Raw genomic sequence first — 18,748 nt, 5'->3', positions numbered from 1 at the left:
CAGCTGACAAACACTTGGTTTGATTGAAAGAAAACAGCGTTAATAAGATGTGCAGCTATCCTAAGTAGTTGGCCAAATGGAATCGTATTTTCTGGCTAAGTGGGCAGTTACTATGCAAGGCACAACGTAGGGAGCATAGCCGTAGCTATGTGACCGTAGTTGTAACGCCGCAGAGTGACTGCCCACTTAGTCAGAAAATACGATTTCATATGGTTAACTACTTATGGCAGGGGGTTTAGCAGACCACCCATACTGTCCACAGCGACAAGTCCATGGATGCACACAATGGCAAACGTCGTCATAGTGAGTTTCTGGGCGGTATTAATCATGGAATACTCCTTGACCTTTTTTGTTATCAGCTTTTGACCGTTTATTTGATTCCCTGTCGCAAAGGTTGAGGCATCAGGAATAAGTATTATTCCTGATGCCTATTTTGCTTTCAACCTGTCTCAGGCAATGTTGTCCAGTAATTCCTCAAAACGGACCACCTGTTTTTCTACAATGTCGAGGCTCGCATGCCAGAACTCCGGTTGACGGATATCCTGATCAAAATGTTTCTTTATCAAGTCCTCTGAGGTCATACGGCCTGTGTCCATCAATACGGCCCGATAAACATCGCTGAATTGATCACCATATTGGTCTTTCTTGGCATAAATACCGAGGCTGAACAAATAACCAAACAAGTAGGGATAGTTGTAGAAGCTCATTCCCGATATTGAGAAGTGCATTTTTGCAGCCCAAAACATAGAGTCACAGCCTGACACACTGTTTTGATACCATTTACCCCAACTCTCACTCATCATTGCTGACAATTCACTGGCTGGCACATAGCCCTGCATTCTTGACTCCACCAGTTTTGACTCAAAATCAAACCGGGCTGGAATATTGATCAGAAACGAACCGGCACTTTTTGCATCTTCCCACGACGTTGCCAGTTTTTCCTGATCATTACTCGCCTCTCTGGCCAAAGCATCACGCACAAGCGTTTCAGCAAAGATACTTGCCGTCTCGGCCAGGGTTGATGGATAGATCGTTTCTACAAACGACAAATCTCTCATAACCCAGTTATGCCAGGCATGGCCAAGTTCATGGGCCAGAGTAATAACGTTGGTAATGGCCCCATCCCAGGTCATAAATACTCGAGGTTCCCTGGCGCCGGGAAACTTTGAACAATACGCACCATTGGCCCTGTTATTGGAAGGTCTGGCATCAATCCACCCCTTCTGATACATCATTTTGGCAAAATCACCCATTTCCGGGTCAAATTGGCTGAAGGCATCTGAAATAAGATCAATGGAATCTGAGAAAGCGTGATAACTCCCGGACAGATCATGATTTAATTTGGGGCATGGCGCTAAAATATCCTGCGGCTCCAGTTGACCAATACCCAGCCCCTTTGCCATTCCCTTCAGAGCACGATGACCAATGCTCATCCGGGATTCCGTGGTATCCATCAAGGCACTTAACGTTGATCTTTCAATCTTTTGGCGATGACAACTCACATCCAGATAATGAACTGGCTCAATGTTTGACCGCAGTTGATTCTCTTCATTCCGCCAGCCATTGACCGCATTGAGAATCGCTGCAGCTGTTTCCTCGCGGCTACGCCAGGCGTTCTGGATACCATCCCATGCCTGTTTACGTTTTACCGGGTCATGTTGCAATGTCAGGTTAAATGCACCGGCAAGGCCCATTTCCTGGTCGCCGACCTGGCATCGCAATGAACCTCTCAGATCATTATAAAGACGCCACCAGCTGTGCAGGCCGTCCACTGACAGGGCGGAGATCGCCACTTCCTCATCGGTAGACAACAAATGCGCGTTACGTTTTCTTTCATGCTGAAAATAAAACTGATAGCTCGCTGCAGCGCGATCAGCAAACACTTGCTGCAATACTTCATCTGACGTTTTGAGCAAATACTGTTTAAAGGGTTTAAATGCCTGGTCAATCCTGGCACTCAGTGTATTGGTTCTGGCATCCAGCCTGGATGCATCTTCATTTTTAGCATCGACACTGCTGGTTGAACTGGCGAAGGTGGAAGCGGTCCAACAGAGAATACTGGCTTTTTCATCAAGCTTAATAGCCTCAACCAGTATTTTAACCACCGTATTTTCATTGCCGGTATCGAGTGCTAAAGCTTTGTCGCTCAATGCATCGCATATTTCGGTGATAGTTTTAAGGTCTTGTTTAAGAGCCGGATCGTTAAAATCCTGATAAATGTGAGTGTTATCCCATACCGGGATTGAGTTATCCATTTTGATATTCATGATTTCCTTCACATAAAAAATCCCTCCCTCCCCGTGGATTTAACCACGATGGCAGTTAAGGGAGGGAGGAATTTATTTGCCTGTCACTGGTTATTCAAGTCCTGTTGCAAAAAGCCAATCCAGGAGTTGGCCTGCCCTCTACTGCTCTGAATAGACGCCGCTTTCTCCATATAACCCAGTGATTTTCGACTATCTCCCAGCTGATAATGCGCCATGCCTGTCAGAAAAAGCATCTCTCCCTGCTGCTTCTCGGTAATCCCGTCAAAAGGATTGGCAACCAGCGTCAGTAACTCCTGATAACGCTCGGAACGAGCCAACATTCTGGCCAATTTAACCTGCAGATCAGGATCTTGCTCAAGTTCCAGCGCTCGATTAAAAGCATCAATAGCCTTGCTATTCTCCCGGGCATGGGACCAGAAATTGGCAAGCTTCTTGAGGTTTTCGAAATTACTATCAACCAGCCCGGCTTCCATTCCCTGTGAATAAACAACGCCAGCCTGATAAGGCACTTGTTGATAAGTCAGGAAGTTTGCCAGCTGTGTGTAGTCACTTTCTTTATCAAACAGACCATTGCGATAGGCTGCCCGCAGTGCTGCCAGTGCTGCTGCATCCCGCTTGATGGACATATTCATGCCTGAAAGCTGCAGCCAGTACTGTTTTTTCTGCGGTGCCAGAGTGACCAGTATTTCCAGAACATCAATGGCTTTGGGAATCTCTTGCAACTCATAATGGGCGGCCAGCAACAGGGTATACCAGGACTCCGGAGGTGCTTCCGACGCCGCAATTGCCTGCTTCGCCGGATCTACCACATTTTTCCATTCCTGCATTCTGGAATAGCCGTTGGCCAGCATAATCCAGGCACTCGCCGGTATCGCAACTTTCTCATCCAGATTAGCCATCCAGACTTTCAGCTGGTCTATCCCTTCCCGGTACTGACCTTTCATCATCAACAGCTGTGCAAGGTTATAGCGAACCTGCTGAGCTGCGGGTAAATGCAGTGCATCATCAGCCAGGGCTGATCGAAAATAACCGATGGCTTTGTCGTATTGCTCCTGGTTGGCAAATACGACGCCCAGCATCTGGTTAACCGCCGCCTTATCGAATTTGCTGTTTTTTACTTTGCCAAGCACATGCTCAAGGCTTTGACGAGCCGAGGCATAATCATCTTCAGCCATTTGTTCCTGGGCTTTGAGAATGTACTTATAGGTAATCTGCCGCAGCTCTGGCGCTTTTTTGGGAGCGGCCATGGCCAGCGGAGCACTTATGCCCGCCAGCAGCACAGAAACCATAGCCGTCTTTTTTAGACTTAACCTTATACTGTCCATGGTTTACTCCACTCGTTATTCCAAGACGAACTCATATTCCTGCTGCTGTGTACGTGCCACCGCAACACCGTCTTCCATTGCCGGTTTAAATTTCCATTTCAGAGCAGCCTTTTTAATCGCCTTGCCGAATCCTTTACCACGGGGCTTTTCTTTGACAATTTTTACGTCCGATACCCGGCCATCGGCATTAACCGTGTACTGAAAGACCACTGAACCTCCCACACCACTTTGCAGTGCTTTACGGGGATACATTGGGCTGAACTTATTCAGAGGAACCGGACCACCACCAGCAGAAACACCACCAGAGGCGTACAGGCCAGCACCGTCGCCTACGGCCAGGTCAAGATCCACATCCACCCGGGGCACTTCCATCTTCACCTGCTCGATCACCGGCTTATCCACCTGCTGGGAGATTTTCATCTCTGGCGGTGGCGGTGGCCGTTTAGGCTGGGGCTTTGGGATTTCCCGCTTTTTCTCTTTGATGGTTTCCGGACGCTGCAAGCGAATAAACTCGCTGATCCGGTTATCATCGGCCTCGACCAGTTCATGGCGGTTGTTGTTGACCAGGGCATTCATCACCGCAAACAACCCCAGTGCCACCACAAAACCGAGACCGAGTGCTGCCAAATAACGCATACGCACCTCTCACTACACCGATCCAACAGCTTTATGGTTCCCGTGCAGACACGGAGATGCTGTAAACACCCGCCAGTCTCACCTGGTCCATGACTTCTACGACAATGCCAGATTCGGATTTCTTATCCGCCTGGATTACCACCGCACCTTCCGGGTTTTCTGCCTTCAGGCGTTCAACGTTGGCACGCACCGCACCCACTTCTACCCGGCGTTTGTCAATCCACACCGCACCGGTGTCGCTCACGGCGATCATGATATTGCCTTTTTTCACCACCTGGGCGGAGTTGGCCGTAGGCCGGTTAACATCAATACCTGCTTCTTTAATAAACGACGTTGTTACAATGAAAAAGATGAGCATGATAAACACGATGTCCAGCATCGGTGTCATATCAATCCCCGCATCTTCCTGTGCGCCGTTGCTATAGCGTCTTCTCATTATTCTTTCCTCTCACCCGTTGCACTGCCGGGGGCAGTGCAATGGCAATTCAATCAATGCTGCATGGAATCGGCGACTTTATGGCTCACCCGGTCGGCACGCTTCTCAAGCAGTGCGCTGAAATAAAGACCGGAGAGTGCGGCCACCATTCCTGCCATGGTAGGAATCGTGGCCTTGGAAATACCCGAGGCCATGGCCCTTGGGCTGCCGGTACCGGTGACGGCCAGCACATCAAATACCTGAACCATGCCCACGACGGTGCCCAGCAGTCCTAATAATGGACAAAGGGCGATCAGGGTTTTGATCATGGGCAGCCCCTGCTTTGCACTCAGGGAGACCTCGGAGATCATGGCGGTACGAATATGCCGGGCCTGCCAGGACAACTTGTCCGACCGGTTCTGCCACTTCTCAATGGTTCCCTTAACCAGCTTCGGGCTTTCGAGAAAAAAGAACAGATAACGCTCAATCACCAGCACCCAGAGCATCAGGGTCAGCACAAAGAGCATCATCAGTACATCGCCGCCCATGCCTAAAAAGCGGCGAATGGAGTCAATTTCTTCCAGTAACCAGAGCATGGATTACTCCTTACGCCGGTTCAGCAGCGTTGACGGACACCGTAGTACGAGCATTACGTGCGCCAGTATTCAGGTCCTGCTCCTGATGACGGGCAATAAAACCGGCGCTCTGCTCTTCAAGTACCTGAATCAGACGACGACTCTTGCTATTCACCAGGCTGTGGGTAAACAGGGTCGGAATGGCGACAACCAGGCCCAGCATAGTGGTTACCAGTGCTTCGGAAATACCGTTTGCCATCAGCTTCGGATCACCGGTACCAAACAGGGTAATGGCCTGGAAAGTAGCAATCATACCAACCACCGTACCCAGCAGTCCCAACAGTGGTGCTACCGAAGCGATCAGTTTGATACCACCCACACCACGCTCAATAGAAGGCGCTGCACGCATGATGATTTCATCAAGTTTCAACTCGAGGGTTTCAAGGTCGGCATCACGGTTATCCTGATAAGCCTGCATGATGTCACCCAGAGGATTACCTTTGATGACCTGATCGGTTTTCTGCTGTTTGCGAACACCCTGACCAATTCGTGTCAGGTTAATAAAGCAGGCAGCCGCCAGCAGCAGACCAAAGGCACCCAGACCAAGGATGACATAGCCGACAACTCCACCCTGATCGATTCGCTCCCCAATACTTGGGCTTTGCACCAGCAGTGAGAGAATCTGGCCACGAGATGGATCTACATAGAACGGTGTATAACCGGCGGCAGAGGCTTCCAGCTCAGCAACGGCAGAGAGAATGCCGGACTGAGGCTGACGGGACAGCTCCTGGAATTTGCCAACGGCTGGAGAGTAAGTCAGGTATTTACCATCGGCGATGGCATTAAAGCTACCGACACGAATGATGTCTTTCTGAGCCTCATCGCCTTCTCCGTAAATAACCGTGGCCGGCATGTTAACCACACGACCGGATTCCACCATTTCACGGAGTACTTCGTGCCAGAACTGCTCCAGTTTGGCGGTTGTTGGCAGTTTTTTACTTTCTGCCATTTCGGCCATAAAAGTGGTTCTTTCAGGATATTGTGCGGTGATCATGGAGGCTTCAAAGATACCTTTGTTATCACCGGCAAACTGACGTACAACACCGAACAGTTCTTTCAGCTCTCCAGAGCGAATATCCAGCGTATTCTGAGTTTCCTTAAGAACTTTCTCATTGTCGTCTGACTGCTTGAGCAACTGGTCACTCAGGGTTTCCTGGGCCTTAAGCTCCGCTTTAGCTTCTGCCAGCAAACGCTGTTGTGAGTTTTTATCACTTAAGAAGCGTGCTTCACGGGCTTTGTTTTCACGGCTTTCGGTAACGCTGTCTGCCTTGATTTTATTCAACAGATCCTGCAGCGCAGCAGCACCTTCGCTGGCACCGGCCGAGAATGTCAGGCCAAGCCCCAGGGATACCACCAGTGGTTTTACCACTGCTTTTGTAATAGCGGTAATGTACTTCATTATGCATCCTCCGCAGCGCGTACCGGCAGTTTGATCAGGTTATGGGGTGCCTGTTTGCGGGCAATTTTCAGGCCCTGGTTAACACCGGCACGGTAGTTATCCGGGAGTACTTCCCAACTGCGGGTGTCGCTGTTCCACTGGCCGGTTTCTTCGCCGTCCAGAGATTGGTAAAGCAGCGCCAGGCGGCCTATACGAAGGAAGTTGTAGGTGCGGGTATCGTCACCTTCACCAAGGCTGGCTTCATAGGCCTCGATGGTACGACCGAAGTCGTTTTCAATCTGATAGGCTTCAAGAATTTTGCGGTATTTTTCCGAGGTAGTGACGTTGGGGCTATCCATGGTTTCCCGGAGTCGGGCGACACGGTCAGTCCGCTCTTCCTGCTGGAAGGGCACATCCAGGGCAATAAAGTCTTCCAGACCATCCACCATTTTCAACATCAGTGGTGTGATTTCGATATTAGTCTGATCCAGTGTTTCGATCTGGGCCAGCATGGATTCAATTTCTGTTTGCTGGGCATTGACGACTTTTTGCAGCTGGCGGTTGTAGACCGTTAATGCTTCCACCTGACGAATGGTGCTTTTGTACTCTGCCAGCAGCTCCTGGGTCTGGTCAGAAAGGGTATTCACCTTCGCCTGGGAGCGCTGGGATGCTTTATCGGTTTTCTGTTGTGTCGTGAGTGCACTGCTCAAAGGGTCCTGGGCAAATGCGGTTGGAATGACTATTGAAGCGGACAACGCAGTGCTGAGTACCAGCGTGCTGCACAGGCCTTTTACCTTGTGGGTGGTTTTTTTCTTATCCATGGACTGCCATTTCCCATGTGTGTTTTTATTGTTTACTTGGAGTTGATTCCCATGCTCTGCGTGGGAATTCATATCGGATTCAGGTATGCATTCCAACGGGGGGGAGGCTGTCGCGAAACCCGAAAGCGAGCCTCTCCGCGTAGGTCGGTTCCGAAAGGAGCCGACACCCGAACCAACCGCCATGAACCATGATCTTTAAATCTCTGAGTTTCATGGGGGATGGCGTTGATGCCACGAGTCGGCTTGCATGCAAACCGACCTACATCGTGACCATTGTCCGGGTTTCGCAACAGCCTCAGGGCCGTGGGAATGAGCGCCGTGATCAGAAAGTATGTTTTATCTCAGCATAAACAAATCTTCCTGCTGGGCTATATAGCGCCTGATTGTACCAAGGCCACAAATTTTCTTTAGAGAATGGAGGCTCTTCGTCGGTAGCATTCTTAATACCAGCAAGCATTTTTGTTCCGGTATCAAATTCATAACCTAACTGAAGATCAAGCGTGGTATAAGATTTAACTTCCTCAGTATTCGCGAAGTCACAACCAGAAGTTCTTCCGTCACCATTGTCATCATAACTGCCGATATACTTGACAGTAGCGTTACTACTCCAAGCATCACGCTTCCAGTTCAAGGCAAGAGAAGACTTCCACTCGGGCTCACCATAAGTGCCAGCTTCTTCACACAGTGTTCCACTCACACCTTTAGTGCGCTTAAAAGACAAAAGATGAGTTGTATCCCAGCGAATATCAAACTGCCCCAGATCAGTAGTAGGCAGACTATAGTTGACAGCGATATCAACACCTTTTCCACGCTCTTCAGCTACGTTCTGATAGGTATCGGTAATCTTGGAACCGCTTTCTTTACCACCAAGCTGACCAGCACCATTACGTTCAACAAGGTCGGCAAACTGAGCTTCATTATTTAGAATCTCCTGCGCTCCAATAGTTTTAATTTTATCATCAACGCGAATATCCCAATAATCTACAGATGCTGACAGCTGGTCAGTAACACTCCAAACGACGCCCATATTCAGAGATTTAGAACGCTCAGCATCCAGTTCTTCGTTACCTCCAGAAACTGAGTAGACTTCTTTTTTCTTACAAGCCTGAGCAATTTCAGCTGCTGTACCTGAACCCTTGGTTTGATTACAAACCTTGGTATCCACAACTCGCTGAACACCCTCACTCTTACCAAGGTAGAGCTCCTTTAAGTCAGGAGCCTTAAACCCTGTTGAAATGCTAGCCCTAATCAAAACTTCATCAGCAGGACGCAATCCAGCTGACAACTTGCCTGTGACAGAGTCACCAAAGTCGTCGTACTTGTCGTAGCGTACGGCGGTACCCAGCTCAAGCATATCAACCGGGGAATGAGCAAACTCCAGGTAAGAGGCTGCCACCTTCCTGTCTCCACCACCATTACCTGAAGCACCACCAATAATGTCATCATAATTTTCGGTTGTTTGATCGAAATACTTTTCTTTTCTAGCCTCCAAGCCATACGCCCAGCCAAGATCAAGATCATCCAGATAACCATCCATACGGAGGTTTGCAAAAGAAAGCTTCAACTCACCTTCACGTTCTGGAGTTTGTTGATACTTAGCAATTGTTTCAGCATCATTTTTACTGGGATCAAACGGGTTAATATCTCCACTAGCAACGCCTGCCTCCATGGAAGTTCTGTATAACTGACCATTTATTCCTTTTTGTAACCCTTTTGATACGCTATGGCCAATTTCCGCTGTCCAGTTCAAATCACCTGCAACAAATACATCCGAAAAGGAACCTGTCAAACCAAAAATCCCTTCAGCTGAAGAATTGGTATTCTCTTTCTCTCGCTTACCAAATTCATTCCAGCGTCGTGCGACGTAAACCGTATCTCCCACGCCAACACCTGATAACCCAGAAACATATGGCAAATAATCATTTGTAACTTCAACTTCTAAAAAGCCCGGCGCAGCGGCATTGGATGTAATCGTTTCTGACTTAGTGTAACGCAATTGCGCAAAACCAGTTAAAGTGTCAGTAAAGTCATGCTCAACAATACCAAAGACACCATAACGTTCTGATTCAGGAATCAACTGATAATCACTTGAGTAGTCATATAAGCACTCTGTACCAGAAGCAGCATTAGAAGAAGGCTGTATATTCTCAGGAGAGCAATCAGCAGGAGCAGCTGCTTCAGAAAAACCGGATTTAAATACAGTAGAGGGATAGCCAAATGAACTACGTCCATCATATCCATTTTTCACTGCAGAATTGGAAAAATCTCGATCTGTAGCTTTTACAATATCCTGCTTGAAAAAATCAGCAGTAAAGAGTACTCGTGTACTGTCGTTACTCGTTCCGGTCACAATGGAAAGCGTATCCTGACCACCATCAAAATCACCTGAAGTCCCTTTTTTAAAACTTACGGTAGCGCCATCATATTCCGTGCGTGTAATGATGTTAATTACACCAGCAACAGCATCGGAACCGTAAATGGCAGATGCTCCATCGTTGAGAACTTCAATTCTTTCAACTGCCGCAGATGGGAGCTGATTAATATCAACAAATGTTGCTGAAATTGGGTTATCTGGCAGTCGTCGACCGTTTAGCAAAACCAGAGTTGCATCATTACCAAACCCGCGATAATTCATACCAGCAGCACCAGCCACCTGAGACAAGGTTTCATTCTCAGTAATCATGGATGGCCCCATAAGCATCGGGGACTCTTTCAGAAATTCCGCAATTGTTGCTGCTCCGGAGCTCTCAATAGCCTCTCGATCAAAAACAACAACTGGAGTTGGGCCTTCAACATCCACCCGAGAAATCCGCGACCCGGTCACCTGGATTTTCTCCAGCTTTTCAACCGAATCCTCATTAGAATATGCTGCCAACGAGACAAACGAAGACCCTAAAGCAACAGCAACCGCTGTACTCAACACCGTCCTTCTAAACATTCTTTTTCCTTGCTCACTTGTTGTGTTTATTATGGCCAGCCTGAGCTTTTGGCTCCCTGCCTGTACACCGCCGTGGCGGGCTACGCTCTTACTACTTCCATCCCCGATGGAGACATCCCCTTGTAGCTCCCCTGTGCTGATCCGGTTATTAACCTTCACCACACTATTGGCTTATCACCAACTTATACTGCAATTGTCGGTTAGACATTGATGCAGTCATACCTGTCATGCTTTCACATCCACAAACGCGACCATGCAATCATCATTCCAATTTTACGTCACCCGCAAACACAAGTATTAAAAAAAGAAATAAATTATACTTACATAGCCGTACGTATATTTCATTTTTGTGACAGGTAAGCGCACTGTAAGTTTTTTTAAAGAGAAAAATCAACCAAACAACGCAAAAAAATAGGTATTTTCACTTACAGGCCTCACAGAAAGGATATTTTACTAGCCAATTGCAGATAACAAAGGCTTTTACTCTGCAATTTTTCCAACCATCCCCTGTCAGTAATCTTTTCTATCTTGCGCCATATTGGTGCATTTTGCTTTATGGCCGCACCACTAAACGTCATAAGACGTATTATTAATTGAAAGGTGACGAGATAGGGATAAATACGTAGAATTCGTTAGCAGCTGATCAGCCAACACCCTGGCTATCTCTGGAAAATGTATGCGTTTCTGGCTCAACATTTGCCCAACGCATGGCGAACAGCAGCCCACTGGCTCTGACCACCGATAACAATAAAGAGAACAATCATGCCGCAAAGTCCCACTTCAAAGTGGGCCGCTATTCTGACTGCAACTCTAGTGCTTTCGGGATGCTCAGGCCCCTGGAATGACCCGAATCCCCCAGTGGATTCAGAAGACGTGACCTACTTTGGCAGTTTCATTACCCGTCCCAAACATCTGGACCCGGTCCGTTCTTACAGTTCGGAGGAAAAGCTGTTTATTGACCAGATTTATGAGCCACCACTGCAATACCACTTCCTCAAGCGCCCTTATGAGCTGGAGCCCGCTACTGCTGCATCAATGCCGACGCTGGAGTTGCTTGACGAGAATTTAAATCCGGTATCTGAAGACAGTCAGGATGTTGCATTCAGCCTGATTACCATACGACTCAAGCCAGGTACCATGTATCAGCCCCACCCTGCACTTGCAGAAGACGATCAGGGCAAACCTGTTTATCTGTTTAACTCTGCGGAAGAAAGTGAACAGTACACGTTGCTGAGCGACTTTCCCGCCACCGGTACCCGGGAACTGAAAGCAGACGATTACATCTATCAGATCAAACGGATGGCTGACCCGGTCAACAAATCACCGCTGCTCGGTTTGATGACCGACTACATTGTCGGCATGAAAGATTTTGGTGCATGGGCCAAAGAGAACCGACAGGAAGAAGAGTGGCTTGACCTTCGCGCGCACCCCATGGAAGGTTTAACCAGGGTGGATGACTATACCTTCTCCATCCGCATCCAGGGGATTTACCCCCAGTTTCAATACTGGCTCGCCATGCCCTTCTTTGCACCGGTTCCCTGGGAAGCCGATCGCTTTTACCACAATCCCGGGTTTCCGGATCGCAACCTGACACTGGACTGGAACCCCATCGGTACCGGCGCGTTTATGATGACGGTGAACTCACCCAATCGTGAAATCGTTCTGGAGAGAAACCCGAATTTCCGACAAGAACTCTACCCTTCTGATGGTTCGGTCGATGATCAGAAAAAAGGCTACCTGGCCGATGCTGGAAAGCCACTGCCGTTTATTGACAAAGCCATTTTCCGCTATGAAAAAGCGGCCACCTCCATGTGGAGTAAGTTCACTCAAGGTTACTACGACCGTTCCGGTGATGGTGACCCCAACATCAATACGGCCACTTTTGACCAGGCGTTTACTGTCGGCCCGGATGGACTCGAGCTGACCCCGGAACTGGAAACACGCAATATTATTGTTGATGAAGAAATCCGCCCCTCGCTCTTCTACACCGGCTTTAATATGGTCGATCCTGTCGTTGGCGGATATACAGAAGATAAGCGCAAGCTTCGTCAGGCCATCAGCATCGTTTATAACGATCAGGAGTACATCGATATTTTCCGCAATGGTATAGGACAGGTAGCCCAGGGCCCCATCCCACCGGGCTTATATGGTTATGCCGAAGGAGAAGCGGCAACGAACGCCTATATCTTTGACTGGGACCCGGCAACCAAAACACCCAAAAGAAAATCCATTGAGTACGCCAGGCAATTACTGGCTGAGGCGGGATACCCCAATGGACGACACCACGAAACCGGCAAGCCGTTGATCCTCTATATGGATACCACCTCTGCGGACAGCAGCCCAAGAGCGGACTGGATCAAAAAGCAGCTGGACAAGATTGGCGTACAACTTGAATTCCGCACCACCGACTACCCGCGCTTCAAAGAAAAAATGCGCCAGGGCAATACCCAGATGTTCGGCTGGGGATGGCTGGCTGACTACCCGGACCCTGAAAACTTCCTGTTCCTTCTGGACAGCCGTCAGGGTCTGGTGAAATGTCAGTGTGCCGGCAGTAATTCTACCAACTATGACAACCCGGCGTTTGATCGTTTATACGACAAAGTAAAAACACTGGCCAATGGACCGGAACGACTGGCTGCTATTAACCAGATGGTGGCCATTGTTCAGAAAGACAGCCCATGGATCTGGGGTTTTAATAACAAGGAGTATTACCTCTCCAACCAGTGGGTGTACAACACCAAGCGCCACGGTATTAGTCAGGGTACGCTGAAATACGTTCGAGTCGATCCTGCGCTCAGGGAACAAAAACAGAAAGAGTGGAACCAACCCATTGTCTGGCCATTGATGGCCAGTATCGGCTTGTTATTCCTTTTGGTTGTTCCTGGTATCAGGGCTTATCGCCGCAGGCAGAAACTGACGATTGATGCTTCGTAGAGATAAAAATATGTTTTCCTACATAATTAGAAGACTGTGCTACGCCATTCCAATTTTGATTGGCGTAAATCTGCTGACGTTTGTTTTATTTTTTATCGTCAACACGCCTGAAGATATGGCAACGGCTCATCTTGGGGATAAATACGTCACCGAAGAAGCGGTACAGGAGTGGATCGCAGAAAAAGGCTATGACCAGCCCCTGTTCTTTAACGGTGATGCCGATGGACTGGGCACCCTCACAGACACCATCTTTTTTAACAAGTCGTTAAAACTGTTTGCTTTCGATTTCGGCACTTCCGACGCCGGCAGAAGTATTCAGTCCGACGTTCTGGATCGCATGGGACCAAGCCTGGCACTGGCTCTTCCTACCTTTTTCATTGGAATCTTTGTCAACATCTCGGTAGCCCTGATGGTATTGATGTTCCGTGGTAGCAGCCTGGACCGTTTTGCGGTGGTGGTGTTTGTCACCCTGATGTCCATCTCCTATCTGTTCTATATCATTTTCGGTCAGTACTACATGGCGAAAATGTCCCGCCTGTTCCCGGTATCCGGATTCAATGACGGTATAGACGGCTGGCGTTTCCTGATACTGCCCATTGTGATTGGTGTCATTTCCGGTATTGGCGCCAGTGCCCGCTGGTACCGCTCACTGTTTATCGAAGTTGCCGGACTGGATTTTGCCAGAACAGCTCGTGCCAAAGGCGTCAGCGAGGCGGGCGTGCTGTTCCGGCATATTTTGCCCAATACCATGCTGCCAATTCTCACCGGGGTGGTGGTTGTGATTCCAGTGTTGTTTATGGGTAGCCTGGTGATGGAATCATTCTTCAGTATTCCAGGCCTTGGGAGCTACTTGCTGGACGCTATTCGTGCGCAGGATTTTGCCATTGTCAGAGCGATGGTCTTTCTCGGCTCTGTTCTTTACATCATCGGTTTGATTCTGACCGATATTTCATACACCTGGGCAGATCCCCGGGTTCGGTTGAGCTAAGCAGAGAAGGACGTAGTTATGGATTTTGAAATCGGACCCGGCCTGTTTGGCGATGGCTTTATGTGGACCATTTTATGGAGTGATGCACTGATCTTTTTGCTGGTCGGTGCAATCTCCCTGTTTGTCGCCTCCTTTCGGCGCAACCCCCAAAACATGGAACGCTGGCGGCAGGTGTTTGCCACCAGACTGGGCATGGCAACCTTTGTTATCATCATGTCCTATGTGGTGATTGCCTTGGTGGACTCAGTCCATTTCCGTAAAGCACTGCCTGCAACGGAAGAACAAAGCAGTGAACAGGTGTTTTACAGCAATGATGTGCATAGCCTGTTGGATCTTGCCCTTGGTGAGATGGGTGAACGACCTGAGCGTACCTACTCCGCACCTTTTGCCCTGAAATCATGGAATAAGGAAAACCTGTTACTGCCGGATGGAGAGCGGGTTCGGGATTACCCGGAGCTGGCCTATGGCGGTGCGCATTTGGCAAGCCCGGAATCATTTGTTAAAGATGTTGCTATTAAGTCACTGGTCGGAATTGGCAAAGGCCTGGCTGTTGCCCTGGCACTGATTGGCCTCCATGCCTTTTGGTTGCGTAGAAGCCTGTCTGCCGGTGCTGGTGAGATAAGCCCTCTGCCCTGGAAGTCAGCCTGGATTACCTTTGCCATTATCATGGCTGTGCTTGGCTGGTTGATCACCCTGGGCAATCTTTATCATGTTCTGGGTACCGATCAGGCAGGTAACGACACGCTCTTTGAAAGCCTGAAAGGCATTCGGACCGGCGTATTGATTGGCACACTGGCTACCCTGATCACCATGCCTGTGGCAATCAGCCTTGGGTTGGCAGCCGGTTACTTTAGGGGCTGGATTGATGATGTCGTGCAATATATTTATACGACGCTTATCTCTATTCCCGGTTTGCTATTGATCGCAGCCTCCGTTCTGCTGTTCCAGGTCTGGATCAACAATAATCCACAGTTCTTTGAGATTGGCCTGGAAAAAGCCGATGCCAAGTTCCTGGCACTGTGCTTTATTCTGGGTATCACCAGCTGGACAACCCTCTGTCGTCTGCTGCGGGCAGAAACCCTGAAGATCAGTCAGCTTGACTACGTTCAGGCTGCACATGCTTTTGGTGTCAGCCATTTCCAGATTATCAAACGGCATATCCTGCCCAACCTTAGCCATATCATTATGATCTCCTTCGTACTGGACTTCAGCGGTCTTGTACTGGCGGAAGCGGTTCTTGCCTACATTGGTGTCGGTATTGATCCTGCCATGGCCAGCTGGGGCAATATGATCAATATGGCCAGTACGGAACTGTCCCGTGAACCATCTATCTGGTGGAATCTGTGTGGGGCTTTCTTCCTGATGTTTACCCTGGTGCTGTCTGTCAACCTGTTCTCTGACCTGGTTCGCGACGCGTTTGACCCAAAAACCAAACTGGAGACGGCATGATGACGGTAACAATGACTGAAGCACGATCCACTGCCTACGTTCAAACGGCCACCAGTGAACTCACTCTAAAAAAGCAAACAGTCGATAAATCGCTGGCGCTTTCCGTCAGCAACCTGAACGTTTGCTTGCGTCATAAGCCATATACGACCATTTTGAAGGATGTCAGCTTTGACCTGAAAAAAGGTGAAGTGTATGCACTGGTTGGCGAATCCGGCAGTGGCAAATCCATAACGTCCCTGTCCATTCTGCGACTACTGCCGGATGCTCTGACCATTACCAGGGGTAAAATCGCCTTGCCTGAAACCAGCCTGTTCGCTTTAACGGAACAGGAAATGGGCGGTATACGCGGCAAAAAAATCGCCATGATTTTTCAGGATGCACTGACTGCCTTGAACCCGGTACAAACCGTTGGGGCTCAGATTGCAGAGACCTTGAAGATTCATACCTCGCTGAGTTCTTCAGAAATCCGTGAGCGGACGGTTGAACTGTTTCGGGAAGTAGGCTTGCCTGACCCGGAGAAGCGGGTTGGCTGGTATCCCCACCAAATGTCCGGAGGTCAACAACAGCGTGTAATGATTGCCATGGCCTTGGCCTGTGAACCCGACATTCTCCTGGCGGACGAGCCAACCACCGCTCTTGATGTGACAATTCAGAAACAGATTCTGGAACTGATTAAAACGCTGACCGTAAAGCGCAAACTGGCCGTTCTGCTGATCACCCACGATATGGGGGTTGTTCGTCAGACTGCTGATCGGGTCGGCGTTATGTACCAGGGTGAGATCATTGAACAGAATGTTTGTGAAGCCTTCTTTGCCGATCCAAAAGAAGCCTATAGCCGACAGCTGATCGATAGTCTTCCGGATATGGACGAGCACCGTTCACTGGAGAAAGAAGCGTCCCTGTTAACCGTGGAAGACCTGAAAATCCACTTCCCGGTGCGCAAAGGATTATTTCAGCGGGTGCACAGCTACACCAAAGCCGTTGATGGCATCAGTTTTGCCATTGGCAAAGGCGAGACTCTGGCTCTGGTTGGTGAATCCGGGTGTGGTAAGTCCACAACGGGGCGTGCCATTCTTAACCTTGAGAAAGCCACTGCCGGCAACATCTGGTACAACAGCCTTTGTGTCAATCAGCTAACCCGCCGGGAAATGCTGCCGCTGCGCAAGAAGATTCAGGTTATTTTCCAGAACCCATTCTCTTCCATGAACCCACGCATGACCGTTGGCGATATTATTGAAGAGGGAATGGTCAGCCTTGGTCTTGAGCTTTCTAAAGAGGAGCGGATTCAGCGCATTGAATCCCTGCTTGCCCGAGTAAGGCTTGAGCCTGAGCATCGTCACCGCTACCCACATGAGTTTTCAGGGGGGCAACGACAGCGTATTGCCATTGCCCGGGCTTTGGCCGTAGAGCCGGATCTGATTATCTGTGACGAACCCACCAGCGCACTGGATGTTTCCATTCGGGCTGAAGTACTGGACTTGCTGTTAGAGCTTCAGAGGGAGTTACAGGTATCCTATCTGTTCATCACCCACGATCTTTCCATTATCCCTCACATCGCCCATCGCGTTGCGGTCATGCAGGGTGGCAAGATTGTTGAACAAGGTCTGACTGAACAGGTTTTGACTCAGCCACAACATGAATATACAAAAATGTTGCTGGATGCGGTTCCTTCGGCCCATTGAATTGAGAGGGAAGTTGGTGTGCGTTCCCACCGCTCCGCGTGGGAACCAGGACACCTCAGATAATTATTTCTTGCTTTCTTACCTGCTCCTTCCCGTATTTTTTTATTAATGACCTGAACTGGTCATAACTTAAACCCAACATTTCTGCTGCCGCTTTTTGATTATGCCGGCAGTTTTCCATGGCATGATGGACAAACGAGCGCTCTGTCTCTGCCAGGACACCCTTCAATTCTACGACCTGCCCTTCTCTCATCTGCTCAAGCCATAATTCCAGCTGTCCAGTTTTATTGGTTACATCAATATCAGAAGAAGAGCTTCGATATTCTTCTTTGGATGTCTTTACGTCTGGCTCGTTCGATGTTTTTAATCCGGAAAGCCATGGAGAACTGAATGGGTCAAGCACCATGTCCTCAATGGGTTCACCAGGGATGCTATGACATACACTGCGCTCAACAACATTCTTGAGTTCCCGGACATTGCCAGGCCACTGATAGTTATTCAGCGTTTCAATCGCTGAGCCTGAAAAGCCTGCAAAGCCTATGTCGTCTTCTATCTCTCCCAACTCATGAGACAATCGCACAGCAAAATGATTGGCAAGTAACAGGACATCTTCCTGTCTGGCTCGCAGAGGAGGGATTGCCACCACATCAAACGCCAGTCGATCCAGAAGGTCTTCCCTGAAGCGTCCTTCTCTTGCAAGCTCAGGTAAGTTTTCATTGGTTGCGGCTACCACCCTCACATCAACCTGCACAGGCCTGGAGCTGCCAACCCGGTATAACTCACCATACTCCACAACCCTTAGCAGTTTTTCCTGCAGCCTTGGCCCCATGGTTGCCAACTCATCGAGAAAAAGAGTCCCTCCATCAGCCGCTTGAAAAAGCCCCGTTCTCGCCTGTCGTGCACCGGTGAATGAACCAGCCACATGGCCAAACAGTTCTGAATCCAGAAGTTCATCATTGAATGCGGCGCAATTAAGCTTAACAAGATTCTGTTGCCATCGTGGTGACAGGTAATGCAAACGACTTGCGACCTCTTCCTTACCCGTTCCCCGCTCTCCCATCACTAATACCGGACGCTCATGGCGAGCATAGCGGGAAATTGACTCAAGCATCTCAAGAAATGCAGGCGATGAGCCGATCAAAGTCTTCTTCCTGGAGGAAATGATGTTGGGCATTGTTTTTGTTATTCGAAAGCTTTTGCGATTTAAACCATTGTCTGGTGTATCAAACCACATAGTGGCCAAAAAGACCACGGTCAAAAACTGTCAGCTCTAAACAGAA

The 18,748-nt window shown here is 49.0% G+C and carries 13 protein-coding genes; 4 read left to right on the top strand and 9 right to left on the bottom strand.

Features of this window, described 5'->3' with window-relative positions; genetic code table 11:
• Positions 1-449 precede the first annotated feature (449 nt).
• The 8 genes from CX664_RS10745 to CX664_RS10710 all read right to left on the bottom strand — a co-directional run bounded on the left by CX664_RS10745 (position 450) and on the right by CX664_RS10710 (position 10,574).
• Entirely contained in the window at positions 450-2,255 is a 1,806-nt protein-coding gene (locus tag CX664_RS10745; RefSeq protein ID WP_180966450.1) for a M3 family oligoendopeptidase, read from the bottom strand.
• A gap of 95 nt (positions 2,256-2,350) precedes the next feature.
• Entirely contained in the window at positions 2,351-3,592 is a 1,242-nt protein-coding gene (locus tag CX664_RS10740; protein ID WP_101746725.1) for a tetratricopeptide repeat protein, read from the bottom strand.
• Positions 3,593-3,607: 15 nt separating this feature from the next.
• Entirely contained in the window at positions 3,608-4,228 is a 621-nt protein-coding gene (locus CX664_RS10735) for an energy transducer TonB (protein ID WP_101746724.1), read from the bottom strand.
• A gap of 31 nt (positions 4,229-4,259) precedes the next feature.
• Positions 4,260-4,664, bottom strand: coding sequence for an ExbD/TolR family protein (locus CX664_RS10730; protein WP_101746723.1), 405 nt, complete (start codon positions 4,662-4,664; stop codon positions 4,260-4,262).
• A 53-nt stretch (positions 4,665-4,717) separates the two neighbouring features.
• On the bottom strand, positions 4,718-5,239 hold the full coding sequence (locus CX664_RS10725; protein WP_101746722.1) for a MotA/TolQ/ExbB proton channel family protein: 522 nt from the start codon (positions 5,237-5,239) through the stop codon (positions 4,718-4,720).
• Positions 5,240-5,249: 10 nt separating this feature from the next.
• Positions 5,250-6,677 (bottom strand): MotA/TolQ/ExbB proton channel family protein, encoded by a 1,428-nt coding sequence (locus tag CX664_RS10720; protein ID WP_101746721.1) that lies wholly within the window; start codon positions 6,675-6,677, stop codon positions 5,250-5,252.
• Positions 6,677-7,477: a DUF3450 domain-containing protein gene (locus CX664_RS10715; RefSeq protein ID WP_101746731.1), complete on the bottom strand. Its 801-nt coding sequence runs from the start codon at positions 7,475-7,477 to the stop codon at positions 6,677-6,679. Before CX664_RS10715 ends, CX664_RS10720 begins: the two co-directional genes overlap by 1 nt.
• A gap of 322 nt (positions 7,478-7,799) precedes the next feature.
• Entirely contained in the window at positions 7,800-10,574 is a 2,775-nt protein-coding gene (locus tag CX664_RS10710; RefSeq protein WP_145999939.1) for a TonB-dependent receptor plug domain-containing protein, read from the bottom strand.
• A 603-nt stretch (positions 10,575-11,177) separates the two neighbouring features.
• On the opposite strand from CX664_RS10710, the gene CX664_RS10705 reads away from it, so the two are divergent.
• The 4 genes from CX664_RS10705 to CX664_RS10690 are packed head-to-tail and all read left to right on the top strand — an operon-like array spanning position 11,178 to position 17,468.
• The gene (locus CX664_RS10705; protein ID WP_101746719.1) at positions 11,178-13,349 is read left to right on the top strand and encodes an ABC transporter substrate-binding protein; all 2,172 of its coding nucleotides are present in this window, start codon (positions 11,178-11,180) and stop codon (positions 13,347-13,349) included.
• On the top strand, positions 13,339-14,337 hold the full coding sequence (locus CX664_RS10700) for an ABC transporter permease (RefSeq protein ID WP_338063477.1): 999 nt from the start codon (positions 13,339-13,341) through the stop codon (positions 14,335-14,337). The genes CX664_RS10705 and CX664_RS10700 overlap by 11 nt, the downstream gene beginning before the upstream one ends.
• An 18-nt stretch (positions 14,338-14,355) precedes the next feature.
• Positions 14,356-15,786 (top strand): ABC transporter permease, encoded by a 1,431-nt coding sequence (locus tag CX664_RS10695; RefSeq protein ID WP_101746718.1) that lies wholly within the window; start codon positions 14,356-14,358, stop codon positions 15,784-15,786.
• Positions 15,783-17,468 carry an ABC transporter ATP-binding protein gene (locus CX664_RS10690; protein ID WP_244910645.1) on the top strand — a complete coding sequence of 562 codons (1,686 nt, stop codon included), beginning with the start codon at positions 15,783-15,785 and terminating at the stop codon, positions 17,466-17,468. The genes CX664_RS10695 and CX664_RS10690 overlap by 4 nt, the downstream gene beginning before the upstream one ends.
• Before the next feature lie 55 nt (positions 17,469-17,523).
• Here the strand turns inward: CX664_RS10690 and pspF are convergent, their stop codons facing one another.
• On the bottom strand, positions 17,524-18,609 hold the full coding sequence (gene pspF, locus CX664_RS10685; protein WP_244910644.1) for a phage shock protein operon transcriptional activator: 1,086 nt from the start codon (positions 18,607-18,609) through the stop codon (positions 17,524-17,526).
• Between the last annotated feature and the right edge of the window lie 139 nt (positions 18,610-18,748).

This window comes from Endozoicomonas acroporae (assembly GCF_002864045.1).
Lineage (GTDB): Bacteria > Pseudomonadota > Gammaproteobacteria > Pseudomonadales > Endozoicomonadaceae > Endozoicomonas > Endozoicomonas acroporae.
Note: the sequence above shows the minus strand (reverse complement) of the source record. Positions and strands in the feature narration are given on the sequence as shown.

What these genes read in the sequence shown, in the direction of transcription:
- CX664_RS10730 (WP_101746723.1), bottom strand. Translation starts at nt 4,664, where the DNA reads ATGAGAAGACGCTATAGCAACGGCGCACAGGAAGATGCGGGGATTGAT.
- CX664_RS10720 (WP_101746721.1), bottom strand. Translation starts at nt 6,677, where the DNA reads ATGAAGTACATTACCGCTATTACAAAAGCAGTGGTAAAACCACTGGTG.
- CX664_RS10700 (WP_338063477.1), top strand. Translation starts at nt 13,339, where the DNA reads ATGCTTCGTAGAGATAAAAATATGTTTTCCTACATAATTAGAAGACTG.
- CX664_RS10690 (WP_244910645.1), top strand. Translation starts at nt 15,783, where the DNA reads ATGATGACGGTAACAATGACTGAAGCACGATCCACTGCCTACGTTCAA.
- CX664_RS10695 (WP_101746718.1), top strand. Translation starts at nt 14,356, where the DNA reads ATGGATTTTGAAATCGGACCCGGCCTGTTTGGCGATGGCTTTATGTGG.
- CX664_RS10740 (WP_101746725.1), bottom strand. Translation starts at nt 3,592, where the DNA reads ATGGACAGTATAAGGTTAAGTCTAAAAAAGACGGCTATGGTTTCTGTG.
- CX664_RS10735 (WP_101746724.1), bottom strand. Translation starts at nt 4,228, where the DNA reads ATGCGTTATTTGGCAGCACTCGGTCTCGGTTTTGTGGTGGCACTGGGG.
- CX664_RS10725 (WP_101746722.1), bottom strand. Translation starts at nt 5,239, where the DNA reads ATGCTCTGGTTACTGGAAGAAATTGACTCCATTCGCCGCTTTTTAGGC.
- CX664_RS10745 (WP_180966450.1), bottom strand. Translation starts at nt 2,255, where the DNA reads ATGGATAACTCAATCCCGGTATGGGATAACACTCACATTTATCAGGAT.
- CX664_RS10705 (WP_101746719.1), top strand. Translation starts at nt 11,178, where the DNA reads ATGCCGCAAAGTCCCACTTCAAAGTGGGCCGCTATTCTGACTGCAACT.
- CX664_RS10715 (WP_101746731.1), bottom strand. Translation starts at nt 7,477, where the DNA reads ATGGATAAGAAAAAAACCACCCACAAGGTAAAAGGCCTGTGCAGCACG.